At 36.8% G+C, this 12969-nt stretch carries 11 protein-coding genes; 6 read left to right on the top strand and 5 right to left on the bottom strand.

What is annotated here, in order from left to right:
* Nucleotides 1-30 precede the first annotated feature (30 nt).
* The 4 genes from ABXH06_RS08040 to rsgA all read right to left on the bottom strand — a co-directional run bounded on the left by ABXH06_RS08040 (nt 31) and on the right by rsgA (nt 3278).
* Nucleotides 31-420: a BlaI/MecI/CopY family transcriptional regulator gene (locus ABXH06_RS08040; protein WP_311580626.1), complete on the bottom strand. Its 390-nt coding sequence runs from the start codon at nt 418-420 to the stop codon at nt 31-33.
* A gap of 167 nt (nt 421-587) precedes the next feature.
* Nucleotides 588-1322 carry a glycerophosphodiester phosphodiesterase gene (locus ABXH06_RS08035; RefSeq protein ID WP_353517871.1) on the bottom strand — a complete coding sequence of 245 codons (735 nt, stop codon included), beginning with the start codon at nt 1320-1322 and terminating at the stop codon, nt 588-590.
* On the bottom strand, nt 1319-2200 hold the full coding sequence (gene asd, locus ABXH06_RS08030; RefSeq protein WP_503012488.1) for an archaetidylserine decarboxylase: 882 nt from the start codon (nt 2198-2200) through the stop codon (nt 1319-1321). Before asd ends, ABXH06_RS08035 begins: the two co-directional genes overlap by 4 nt.
* Nucleotides 2201-2240: 40 nt before the next feature.
* A complete protein-coding gene (gene rsgA, locus ABXH06_RS08025; protein ID WP_311580619.1) occupies nt 2241-3278 on the bottom strand; it encodes a small ribosomal subunit biogenesis GTPase RsgA in 1038 nt (345 codons plus the stop codon).
* A gap of 160 nt (nt 3279-3438) precedes the next feature.
* Here rsgA and orn point away from each other — a divergent pair, with 160 nt between their 5' ends.
* From orn to ABXH06_RS08000, 5 genes are all read left to right on the top strand, one after another.
* Nucleotides 3439-3984 carry an oligoribonuclease gene (orn, locus tag ABXH06_RS08020; protein WP_353517870.1) on the top strand — a complete coding sequence of 182 codons (546 nt, stop codon included), beginning with the start codon at nt 3439-3441 and terminating at the stop codon, nt 3982-3984.
* Nucleotides 3985-4122: 138 nt separating this feature from the next.
* Nucleotides 4123-4608, top strand: a complete 486-nt coding sequence (locus ABXH06_RS08015) for a DUF4442 domain-containing protein (RefSeq protein WP_353517869.1) — start codon at nt 4123-4125, stop codon at nt 4606-4608.
* 135 nt (nt 4609-4743) lie between these two features.
* Nucleotides 4744-8346: a hypothetical protein gene (locus tag ABXH06_RS08010; RefSeq protein WP_353517868.1), complete on the top strand. Its 3603-nt coding sequence runs from the start codon at nt 4744-4746 to the stop codon at nt 8344-8346.
* 12 nt (nt 8347-8358) lie between these two features.
* Nucleotides 8359-8556, top strand: a complete 198-nt coding sequence (locus ABXH06_RS08005; protein WP_353517867.1) for a DUF1289 domain-containing protein — start codon at nt 8359-8361, stop codon at nt 8554-8556.
* A 40-nt stretch (nt 8557-8596) separates the two neighbouring features.
* The gene (locus ABXH06_RS08000) at nt 8597-10243 is read left to right on the top strand and encodes a response regulator (RefSeq protein WP_311580604.1); all 1647 of its coding nucleotides are present in this window, start codon (nt 8597-8599) and stop codon (nt 10241-10243) included.
* Nucleotides 10244-10277: 34 nt separating this feature from the next.
* Here the strand turns inward: ABXH06_RS08000 and queG are convergent, their stop codons facing one another.
* Nucleotides 10278-11438 carry a tRNA epoxyqueuosine(34) reductase QueG gene (gene queG / locus ABXH06_RS07995; protein WP_353517866.1) on the bottom strand — a complete coding sequence of 387 codons (1161 nt, stop codon included), beginning with the start codon at nt 11436-11438 and terminating at the stop codon, nt 10278-10280.
* Between the two features lie 16 nt (nt 11439-11454).
* On the opposite strand from queG, the gene ABXH06_RS07990 reads away from it, so the two are divergent.
* Nucleotides 11455-12969 (top strand): NAD(P)H-hydrate dehydratase, encoded by a 1515-nt coding sequence (locus ABXH06_RS07990; protein ID WP_353517865.1) that lies wholly within the window; start codon nt 11455-11457, stop codon nt 12967-12969.

The raw sequence follows: 12969 nt of genomic DNA, 5'->3' as shown, positions 1-12969 counted from the left end.
CTTGAGAATTGTGTCTAGGGTTCGATGACTTTATTGGTCTTGTTCTTCTAACTCGTTAAGTAACTGACGAATATCTGCAATTTCTTCTTTACTGGTCGAGTTATTTAATGCTCGCATGACAAGTTTTGAGGTTGAACCACCGAATGCTTTGCTGACTAAATCTTTCAGTAATGAGGATTGAGTAAATGTTTCACTATTTGCTGCAGCATAAACATGGGCTCGGTTACTTTCATCACGAATAACTAATGCTTTTTCATGCATTATTTGTAAAATTTTAAGTACAGTTGTATAACCGGTTTTTTGAGTCTCACTGACGGTTTCATGTACTTGTCGAACTGTTGCAGGTCCTAACTTCCAAAGAATATTAAGTAAAGTAAGTTCTGCTTCAGTTGGCTTGATATCACTATTATCTCGAGCCATTAAAATTCCTTAATGCATGTTCTGATAAATTGCTTTATTACAATTATATTACGAACTTAATCGTATCTCGTGTTGATAAAATGAGCAACTATAAATATTAATTTATTTTATTATTCATTTAATTCAATGAATATCAGGTGGTTACAGTGTTTTTCGACGAGCAATGTTTAACTATCGTTACAATTATTTATGTAATCTCTCACTTTTTTTGGAAAATTAGTAAAAATTGCATCAACGTTTATTTGTCGACAAAAATTTATGTCTTCTTCCCTGTCTACGGTATATACCCAAACTTTTAATCCCAGTTGCTGTGCGTTTGTCACAAGTGCTTGTTCTAGGCACTCTATCGCTGGATTAATCGCTAAACACTTTAACTTTTGCGCGAAACTAGCATATTCGATCGGGTTATGAGCAATTAATGCGGCAGTTTCGATATCGGGTAATATTAACTTACTTTGTTTGATGATGTGATGATTAAAGGATGATAATACAAATTGTTGTGATGAAAACCCCAAGTGTTTAATCGCATAATTAATCTGTGATTTCAAGGCGGATAAGTGTAAATTCACTATTGAAATATCACTACAAGCAGACTTTATTTCAATGTTAACTAAAGTTCGTCCTGCAATGGTTGTTAACGCCTGTGAAAGTGTGATTAGTTTCTGTTCTTGACCTAAAGATAACTGTGTTAATTGCTCGAGCGAATATTGATTAATTTGGCCTTTAGCATTGGTTATTTCGTCCAAATATTGATCGTGTAGCACTATAAATTGTTGGCTTGGGGAGTGAAAATGCACATCGAGTTCAATGCCATCAGCTTCTTGTAAAATAGCTTGTTCAAAGGCAAGTATTGAATTTTCAGGAAATTCACCGCTTGCTCCTCGATGCGCAATTATTTTCATGATACGTTTTTATCAACCACGATGTCTGCGTAATGCTCGCCTAAACGTGTCACTGTTTCAGGGCCTGCAGTTTCATTGAAGTTGATCATATTTGGCGAAAATGTTGCGACCACTGTTGAGCCTAATTTAAAACGACCCATTTCATCACCTTTGTTTAAGTGAATCGCATCAATGCCTTCTGCAGGATAACTCCATTTAAAGATATCTTTTCCAGCAGGAGGGGTAATAGTGCCAGCCCACGTTGTTTCTATACTGGCAACAATGGTGGCACCAACTAATACCATAGCTAATTGGCCATGTTCCGTATCAAAAATGGTTACCACGCGCTCATTTCGAGCAAATAAATCTGGGACATTGTTTGCCGTTAATGGATTCACTGAAAATAATTCTCCTGGCACATATATCATTTCACGCAATGTGCCACTCATCGGCATGTGGATACGATGATAATCTTTTGGGGCCAGATAAATACAAGAGAATTTACCCCCTTGAAAAGGGGCGGCGGTAGCTGAGTCTCCACCCAATAAACTGGTTAAACTGTAATTAAACCCTTTAGCTTGAATTAGTTGTCCATCAACAATATCGCCTTGTTGGCTAATAGCTCCATCAACGGGGTAGCATAATGCCAAGTTATTATTGTCAATTGTCCGCGCACCGTCATCGAGTTCGCGAGTGAAGAAATCATTAAAGGTTTTAAAGTCTTCGGCATTTTTAAGTTTCGCTTCACTCATATTGATATCATAAGCTTTGATGAAAGCGCGAATGGCTTTGGTGGTTAACCAGCCAGCTTCTGCCGCAGCAAACTTGCCTACTAATCGAGAGAGGCCGTGTTTTGGCATGATATATTGTAATGCTATTTTTAACTTATCTAATGACACTGATGTTTCCTTAAATTGATACTTGTATTTATTGTAGGGTTTAATCGTTGAAGCGGGTGGTTAGCGTGTTTTCATTTAAACTCGCTAAAATTCGTTGAAAACTAGCTAACCGTTTAGGATGAATTTTTTTGTCTTCAACAGCGGCAATTAATGCACAACCGGGATCTGTTTGATGTTTACAATCTCTGAATTTACACAGACCGAGAAAGTCTTCAAATTCGATAAAACCATTACACACTTGTTCTGGGGTTAAATGCCATAAACCAAATTCTCGTATTCCGGGAGAATCAATTAAATCGCCACCTTGTTCAAAATGATAAAGTCGAGCAACGGTCGTTGTATGTTGACCTAATCCCGAATTTTCTGAAACTTCCTGAGTGATCACACCTAATTCAGGCATCAAGCTGTTAGTAAGTGTTGACTTACCAACTCCAGATTGACCAACAAAAACACTGGTATTAGCCTTAAGCTGTTGTTTTAATTCATCGATACCGGCTTGTGTTTTGTTACTGACGTAGATGATTTGATATCCAATAGCGCGATAAATATCTAATTGTTGTTCAATTTCATCTTGGTTTTCATCGTCAAATAAATCTGTTTTATTCAATACGATGACAGGTTTAATGTCAGTCTCTTCGGCCGCAACTAAATAACGATCAATAATGTCAGCATTAAATGCGGGGAGCACTGATGACACTATTAAAATTTGACTTATGTTTGCTGCGATAGGTTTTACACCATCATAAACATCGGGTCTACTTAAAACAGACTCTCTTTCATGAACCGCTTCAATAACTCCTGAGATGCTGTGCTCGGTTGCCTTTCCTTGTCGCCAAAGTACTTTATCACCACAAATTAGCGAGCCGATACTTCGACGCATATTACAACGAAATATTTCTCCATTGTCTGCTTCAACATCGGCATGTTGACCAAATCGACTGATCACGGTACCGAGTTGCGCTTCTCCTAGCTCGTCATCTTGCCAATCAATTTGCTCAACTTTATTGCGCAGTTTTTTTGCTTGATTAGCTTTAATACGTCTGACTTGGCCTTTGGTTAATTTTTTAGCTTTTGCCACAAGAATTTTTCATTATATGTAAAGTTAACTTATAGTAGTGAACGACAAAGTATTTTTATCGGGTTTAATTCTCACGTATTATACTGATAAAATCATCATTCATCTAATTACTTGTCATAAAGTCGATTTATGATCAGTAAAGTGTCATTAAGGGAAACTTATGTCTTTGAATAAGACAAATTTAATTTGGTTAGATTTAGAAATGACAGGCCTAGAACCTGAGCATGATGTTATTTTAGAAATTGCCAGTATAGTGACGGATAGCCAACTCAATATTCTTGCTGAAGGGCCTGTATTTGCGATACATCAATCTGATGATGTGTTAGACAATATGAGTGAATGGTGTATTGATACCCATGGTAAATCTGGGCTAACAAAACGTTGTCGTGAAAGTAACATTGATATAGCAACGGCTAGCGCTGAAACCATTAAGTTTATTGAGCAATTTGTTCCTAAAGGTCAATCTCCCATGTGTGGTAACAGTATTGGCCAAGATCGTCGTTTTATTAATAAATATATGCCGGAATTTGAAGATTACTTTCATTACCGCAACTTAGATGTCAGCACAGTAAAAGAGTTAGCTCGTCGTTGGAAACCTGAAGTATTAGATAAAGTGGTAAAAAAGGGCGTTCATTTAGCTTTGGATGATATTCGCGAGTCTATTGATGAATTAAAAGTATATCGAGAGCACTTTTTTTCGCTTTAATTTTTACATTTTTATCGGGTAATTCTTCAAGCTACATATAAAAATAAAAGCACTGAGGTGCTTTTTTTATAAATATCACTTGAAGGTCGGACCAGTTCGATCAACAATTTGATCCATCAATCATTAAGTGAGTAAATTATGTCTAATCGTTTTAGCCGTTTTATTAATAAAGTAAATTATGCGCCAAAGAAGTTAAGACCCTTTTTATTAACGAAGTTTTTTTGCTCCACCGTTAAATTTGCTGGCACCACCGGGATCAAAATTAAATTTGTCTCTCATGAACAAGTAGAAATTAGTTTAGCGAATAAGAAAAAAGTACAAAACCACATTGGTGGTATACATGCGGTTGCGGCTGCATTGTTAGCTGAGTCAGCAACTGGCATTGTTTTTGGCATGAATGTGCCCGACGACAGTGTTCCGTTATTAAAGTCGATGAAAATTGAATATCAACGTCGTATGAAAGGGAGCTTAACCGCAGTTGCCAAAATAACTGAAGCGCAACGACAAGCTATTTTACAACAAGAAAAAGGCGATATGCTGATTGCGGTAGAGATCACCGATGAATCGAACGAGCAACCTATTGTTTGTTTAATGGATTGGGCGTGGGTTAAAAAGCGTCGATGATCATGCTTAAGGGATAACTGTCGTATTATCTAATAAATCCCTTTGATTCTTGCCGATAAATCCCTAAACTGTTGATAAATTTTTTATTGTCATGCACGTTTAAATACGTCTTATCAGCAGGTAGTTATAGTAAGTATGGACTCTTCGACTCCTTTTTATCAGCAATTAACCGCGCGCTTTTATGCTATTTTTAGCTTGTTTATATTTTCACTGACGTTAGCTTTATTGTTATTTCACTATCGTGATCAACAAGTTAATTTTTTGCTTCAAGAGCAGCTACCTGGAGTTGAAAAAAGTTATCGTTCACAAGAAAAATATATAAAAATCAACAACCTAATTTCTAACGTACTCCAAAGTGATAATGCAAAAAACTTCCTTAAAAATCATCAAAACTATCTTGAGCAATTAAAAGAATTAAAAAAGCTTTCGACGAAAAAATCTCGTTTCATTGAGCAGGTGATTCTCAGTGAAACGGCTGAATTAGAAAATATTAAACGACTCACAAATAATCATCAGCGCAATCAACTCTTAAAACAAAGTAGTGTAATACAATTGCAACTAGTATTAGATGAGTTAAATAGTGAACTCGCTGATAATAAAGCTAAACAAGTCAAACTATTACAGCAAATCAATCAAGATAACGTTGCCGATAAAGTTACGGTGTCTCGCGCCAAAGCTCATGCAAATTTAACCAACATCGTTAATTTATTACAGCAAACTGCTCTTGCGGTTAAAAATGTTGAAATTTTATTTAGTCGTCTTGATTTACAGTATTCATTAGTAGATTTTAATTTTTATACGGATGAATTATTACAAAGTCTAGACTTGTGGCAATCACAATTTCAAGCGATGGAGGAGTCAAAAGAATTATCGACACCTTTATTAACTGTGATGTTTAAATTAAATCAATTGCTCTTTGTTGAACAAAATGCCATTGCTAAGTGGCGAGGGCAGCTGAGGTTATCTCAAGAGTATTTTCAGCGATTAACAGAGCAACAAACTCAATGGCAGCAATTCCGTCCTGAGTTGCAGTGGCCAACAACGACGATTAAACCTATACCTAGTTTTATTGAAAAAGCATTGAACGATAAAATACGCTTAACGGATCAACAGTGGCAATTCGTTATTTTTACCAGCTTTGCTTTGTTAATTTTCCTGTTCGCAATTTTATTACTTCAGTTAAAAAAACGCGTTAAACAGCAGGGTTTAGCGAGTATTGACTATATAAAGAATATTGCTTCAGGCAACGAATCCGTTGCAAGTGAATTAGTGACTAGAGAAGATAAGCAAATTGCTGAAATAGTGTTGAATACTGTGCATCCCTCTCATAGCGAAGCTGATTACCAAGTATTACTTGCTCAATTACGTTCGTTGGAGCAAGTTATTTTTGAGCATGCGCAATTGGCCTTTTATGTTTTAAATGAAGAAAAGAACGCTCATGCTAACGCGTTAGCTAAACAATTAATTTTCTCCGAACAAAGCAAACACAACAAACAAAACAAACAAGGCAAACAAAGCTGGCAACAAGCTTTTGCTTATTCATCATTGAAAACCCTTATAAAAACCGCGCGAATCGCTGAACGAGATAATGTGGTTGGGCAATGTGATGTTTATACTCGATTTAATCAATTACTCACGATAACAATTGTTCACCATAATAGTACGTGGCAAGGCACGGTAAGAAGTAATGCTCAACAGGCAAAACTTGTTGATGAACTTGACCGATTGAAACAGCAACTTGCTATACAAGATGAGAAATATCAACACGTATTGCGCATTCATACGGAGAAACTTGATAACATGCTGATCCGCACTATGCTACAAAGCCAGAGTGTTTCTATAGGATCGGGTGTTACTTCCCTGCAAGTTTATCGTCAATTAACGAGAATTTTACAATGGAATCGTCAATTACAAATAAACATCGAATTGCAACGAGTTGAACAAAGAAAAACTTTAGTAGATGTAGATACTCGAAATGAATTAATGGCAATTTGTCAAAATGTCATGATTGAAGCGAATCAACAACGCAATACAGTGCAATTAGCCGTTGATAATCGGGTATTGTCGCGCGCAAAAGTCAACGTAAGTTTATTTCATCAAACCTTGGAAAGCTTGGCGAATTTATGCTTATTAGAGCAATTTAATGCTACCTTACTACTGAATGCGGAAATCGCCGATAAAAACTCAGGTCAACAAATTATTCGCTTCACTTTTAATGTCCTTGTTCAAAAACCAAAAGCGACATTGCCTGAATTAATTGCCGCTTTGATTGAATATGAGGGACAAGAAAATACCATACAGAAAGTACAATATTTACACACGTTGTTAACGGCATCGTATAGTAAAAATTTACAGGCGAATGCCACTGAGAAAGGCTTTCAGTTATCCGTTGATATGCCGATGGCTTTTGTTGAAAATGACGCGAATAAAGATACTCATATTCATGAAGTTGAGTTAATAGATAAAGCATTGATTGTAGTTGGTGAACGGAATGCGTTTACTAAAAGTATCGAAACTCACGTTAAAACAGCGCAAGGACGAGTTGAAAGTATTGAACAAGTAGAACATTTAGTGAAACAATTAAATGTTAAACACCTTACTTCTAATAAAGTTAGTGCCGTTATTATTACGGGGCAAGTTTTTAAAAATGAAGGCCATGTCATTACCCAGCATTTATCTACTTTGCCCAAACCTTTAACACCTAAGTTAATTGTGTTGCAGTCACCTTTTACTCATGCTTTACATCATGAAGGTTTTTATGAAAAGGCTGACGCCCCTTGTGAAGTTAATGCTTTAATTAAATACTTGGCCGAATTTATTCAATCAAAACGTGTCGATAATTTAATCATCCCAGCTGAAATTTTCAATCAATACCGTTTCTGCTCTACACAGGTTGAAGTTTTGCTTGGTGTTGAATCGGTTGATAAATATCAATTTTTGTCGCGATTACTCCATTGGCTCGGTTTCCAAGTCCGGATTGTATGTCATGCAGATACTATGCTTGAACAATGGCAAACAGGTCGCTATCTGGTGTTGTTAACAGAATTTAAGCATTCACCCTTTGTGCAAATGAAGGTAGGTAAAAATGTCAGTCGTGGTGTTTTTTCATTAGGCGAATCACCCTTGAAAAAAGCTACTAAACAAGAGTTGCTTGTAACGAAATCTTGGTCTCAAGCACAGGTTAAAAATGTGTTAGATGTTCAGCAGTTAGTGAAATTATTTTCGCCTTGGTTGAAAGAAAAACAATTAGCGCTTTCAACCGAACAGAAAACAAAAATAAGTAAAAAAGTTACTGCACACGTGACAAGTCATAAAGCAACTAACCTACCGACAGCAAAGGATAAAAAAGTTGCTAATGATGCCGATATATCGCGTATCGATAATTTATTATCAGTAAAAGAAGGTGAAGTGGAGCAGGCGTTTGATTTAAATCTTTATGCTTTGAATCAAGGCTCGCCAGAATTGGCTGTTTTTATGCTCGATGAGTATATGGCTGATATCAATGAAGCCATTGCCGAAATTTGCAAGGCAATAGATGATAAAGCGTTCGAGAGTGCATTATTACATACTGCGGAAATAGAAAAAGTAACCACCATCCTGGCAGCAAAAAATCTCAATGAAAGCGCGAAAGCACTTACTCTAGCGTTAAATAAAAAAGCACTTCCTGAAGTAAATGCTAAACTGAAACTATTAACTCAACAATATCAAACGTTAACTGAGTTCGTGCAAAACATTTAGTGGTTCTTGATTATGAATACTGGTAAAAAAAATATCACGACAAGTCCTTGTGTTCGCAATTGTTGCTTGAATGACAAAGATGTGTGTTTGGGGTGTTTTCGCCATATAAATGAAATAATAGGTTGGCAATCGTTTACCGAACAAGAAAAACTCGCTATTTTGGTAAGCTGTACAAATAGGAAGATAGATCACGAAAGCCGTATGTCGTGATCATCGTGTATATAATAAGAAATAATGTGGATTCGTTTTAATGGAAGCAGCGGTAAAAAATTTTTTCAATGATTATAGTAATTTAAACGTACTTGTCATTGATGATAATACCTTAGTGCACGACACAATGAAAAGAGCACTTTATGATATTGGTATTCGAGAAGTGCGATGTGCGCAAAATGCTTATTTTGGTATTAAATTATGCGGTGAAATGAAATTTCATGTCATTGTTTGTTCTTTTAATGTTGAAAGCGATAAAGACGGTTTTCATCTATTGGAAGAGCTTAAATTTAAAGGCTATGTGACGAAAAGCACTGTGCTAATTTTTTTGAGTACGGAAACCAATGAATCTTTAGTTAATTCTATTATTGAGCTGCAACCTGATGACTTTTGGGTAAAGCCGCTTCAACCTAAAAAAGTACAAGATCGGCTAAAACAAACGCTAAAAATTAAAAATAAGTTGTTCAACTTATATCACTCTATTGATGCGCGTGAATTTTCTAAAGTGATTTATTATGCTGATCGGCATTTATTAAACAAAGAACTTGTTCCATTACATGCCAATATTCTTCGCATGAAAGGTGAAGCGCTGTTAAATTTACTTGAATTTAAAGAAGCCGAAGTATTTTTTAAAGGTTTATTAGCGACTTATAAACACGCATGGGTATATATCGGCTATGTTAAATCATTACTTAAACAAGGTCGCATTGAAGAAATTCATGATATGTTAACCACTTTATCTAATAAGCCGGAAACACGTTTTGCAACACATGATATGCTTGCGCAATATCATATTGAACATGAAAAATATGATTTAGCTTATGAAGAAATTAGAAAAGCCGCCACCTTATCGCCCCGAAATATTGAGCGGAATAAAAAATCATGGGATTTAGCACGATTAAACCATGATCATTATGGTCAATACGAAGCAACAAGAAATATTGCAAAAAATGCGAAAAACTCTATTCATGACTCACCTGAAATCATTTTAAATGTTATTCGTTCAGGCATCGATTTAGCTTGTACAATTACTGATGGCAGTGCGGAAGCTTTATTAAAACAGTCAGAAAATTACATTAAACAATTAGAGCGTGATTATGATGATGCTCATTTGTTTAAAGAGCAAATTACCGTGACCCGAGCAAGAATATTAAATGCGCAAGATGAAGCAGAAAAAGCTAAACGCTTAGTTGAGAATCAGGTTTCTATCCGTCCAACGGCTTTAATAGAAGATAACTTAGATAAAGTAAAAGTCTATCATGAGCTCGGCATGCGTGAAGAAGCAATGCTGTTATTAGAATCGATAAAAAATCAAATTTCAGGTGAGTCGCTTACCAGCCAGGTGGTGAATAAATATGTTGAGCAAGAAACACAAGAGCGAGCTGACATTCATTTTACTCCGAAACAGTTACACGATATGGCTGTGGAACATTATCAGAAAAAACGATATAAACCGGCATTAGAAGCCGTTATTCAAGCAATCCAACTTGCTCCTAGCAGTATTAAATTTTCGATTAGCTTACTTAAAATTCTTACTACCATGAAAGAAGAAGATAATCTTGAGGAGCAATATTTAGAATATGCCGATGCGGCGCTTACTTTATTTGACCAGTCAAGATTAGAAGGAAAAACGGCGGAAGCGGTTGAACAAGTTAAAGAAAAGTGGCTAAGTTTTTTTAGAAACTAATGCTATATACACGCTTTTTAGCAGGGTAATAATTTTATGCGTCTCTTGGTAAGCCTTTTTCTATAGAGCGTATTAATCGCCCGGACAGCCTTTCGTTTTCGGTGACAAAAGGGAGGTTTTTTTGCTGTGCTTGCTGCTTATGCTTTTGTTGTCTCAGCGCCCAGTTAATATGCTCAGCGACCATGACGGTAGCTGATGCTAGTTTGTCTTCTAGCTTACGGATAATTTCTGGGTGATAATCTGCATTTCCAAGACCTACTGCAATATTTCGTTGCCAACATTCAAACCCTATTCGTCTAATCGCGGAGCCTTGGGTTTTCGCTAAAAAGGTTTCTTCATCCCATGAAAACAGGGCTAATAAATCAGTATTATCTAAATTTTCTCTTGGCTGAAAATCATCTTGAGTTGTAAGTTGAGCAAATTTATTCCAAGGGCAGATTAATTGACAATCATCACACCCATAAACTCTATTACCTATGGCTTTTCGGTATTGCTCTGGGATCGATTCACGTAGCTCAATTGTTAAATAAGAAATGCATTTACGCGCGTCAACAACATAAGGCTCGACAATCGCTTGTGTAGGACAAATTTTAATGCAGGAGACACAACTTCCACATTGGTTTTCGCTTTTTGTCGTTACCGGTAAAGGAATATCTACTAACAACTCGCCGAGAAAAAACCAAGACCCTGCTTGTTCATTAATCAGTAAAGAGTGTTTACCTACCCAACCTAATCCAGCTTTTTCAGCTAATGGGCGCTCAAGAATAGGAGCTGAATCGACAAAGGGACGGAAATTAAATTGTTGGCAATACTGTTCAATTTTTTCACCGAGTTGCTTCAAACGTTTTCTCATTAATTTATGATAATCACGTCCTAAGGCATAACGGCTAATATAGGCTTTGTTTTTATTTTTTAAAATTTGCGCAAATTTTGCGTCACTTGGTAAATAATCCATTCGGGCACTGATGACACGAATGGTATTGGGCACTAGCTTATCAGCTCTGGCACGCATTAAACCATGTTTGGCCATATAATCCATATCACCGTGATAATTCTTGGCTAACCAGGTTGTTAATGCTTTTTCATGGGAGGATAAATCGATATCACTAAAGCCCACTTGAGAAAAACCAAGTTCTTTTCCCCAAAGCTTGATTTTTTGCGTTAATTCTTGATAGTTGATAGTGGCAGCCGTCATCAATAGTGAGTGTAAAATGTTAGTGAAAACCTTGGCAGAAAGTTTACCACAAAGAGCGTATACCGCGACACAAGTACTAGACAATGAAGCTGAAATATCGTTAAGCCAGCAGATTGCTTTGGTTGCTCTCATGGAAAGAGCGGGGCATGCGTGTTTTCGGTTTATGCAAGAAAATTATCCGCATGTTAGTAAGATTTTCGTCCTCTGTGGTAAAGGAAATAATGGTGGTGATGGTTTTGTGATTGCTCGACTGGCCCAAGAGTTGGGAATTCATGCGACTGTTTACTTAACTACAGATAAAGACAGTTTAGTGGCGGAGTCAAAAGCTGCGTTTGATCTGTTACTCAACACCAATGCGACTATTATTTTTCAAAGCGAACTTCAATTAACCACTCGGTTTTTACAAGAAAATGATTTTGATTTGGTTGTCGATGCTTTATTTGGGATAGGCTTTAAAGGAAAGTTACCTCCGCACTATATCGACATAATTCATGCCGTAAATGCTTATCAAGCAACCGTGATCAGTGTTGATATTCCATCGGGTGTTGATGCCACTACCGGCTATGTAGCAACAACGGCAATGATTGCCGACGTTACTGTCACTTTTATCGTCTGCAAACAAGGGCTATTAACAGGAATGGCTGCTCAATATGTTGGGCAATTATATTTAGCTGATTTAGGGATTGGAGCACAGTTTCAACAAGCAGTAGATTCTTCAGTTGAGATACAAGGACAGAATAATATTCCAGAAAAACCACAACGACATGCCTCGTCTCATAAAGGAGATATTGGCTTGTTATTAACGGTGGGCGGCAATAAAGGAATGCCTGGGGCTATCCGTCTATCAAGTGAGTCTGCACTTCGCTCAGGCGCGGCATTAGTTGCTGTTTGTTGTCATCAAGAGAATTATTCTATCGTGCTTAATGGCCGTCCTGAATTAATGTTGGCACCTGATGACAGCGATCAATTAATAAAGAGTCAGTTTTATCAAAAAGCCAAGGTGTTGTTATGTGGCCCTGGATTAGGAAATAATACTTGGTCCGTCGCATTATTTAATCAAGTGATGGCAAGTGAAAAAAATTGTGTTATTGACGCTGACGCTTTGCATTTATTAGCGAAAAACTTTCAATACAAAGATGATTGGGTATTAACGCCGCACCCAGGAGAAGCTGCGGCGTTATTACAGTGCACTGTAGCCGATATTGAAAAAGATCGATTTAAAGCCGTTAGAAACATTTCGCAACAATATGGTGGTATTTGTATTTTAAAAGGGGCTGGTAGCTTAATTTCTGATGGAAAAACTGTTTGGATAAATACCAGTGGCAACTCTGGAATGGCTACTGGTGGCATGGGAGATGTTTTATCAGGTATAATCTCGGCGTTAATCATGCAATCATTAACTCCTGTAGATGCGGCACGCTTGGCGGTATTTATTCATGGTCGTTCTGCAGATATTATTGCAACTAAACAAGGTAAAATAGGTCTACTTGCAAGTGACTTATTTCCTGAGATTCAACTACTTATCAATTAA

It is taken from the genome of Thalassotalea sp. SU-HH00458 (assembly GCF_040362795.1).
Classification (GTDB): Bacteria; Pseudomonadota; Gammaproteobacteria; order Enterobacterales; family Alteromonadaceae; genus Thalassotalea_H; species Thalassotalea_H castellviae.
The sequence above is the reverse complement of the archived record's forward strand: the minus strand, read 5'-3'. Positions and strand labels throughout refer to the sequence as shown.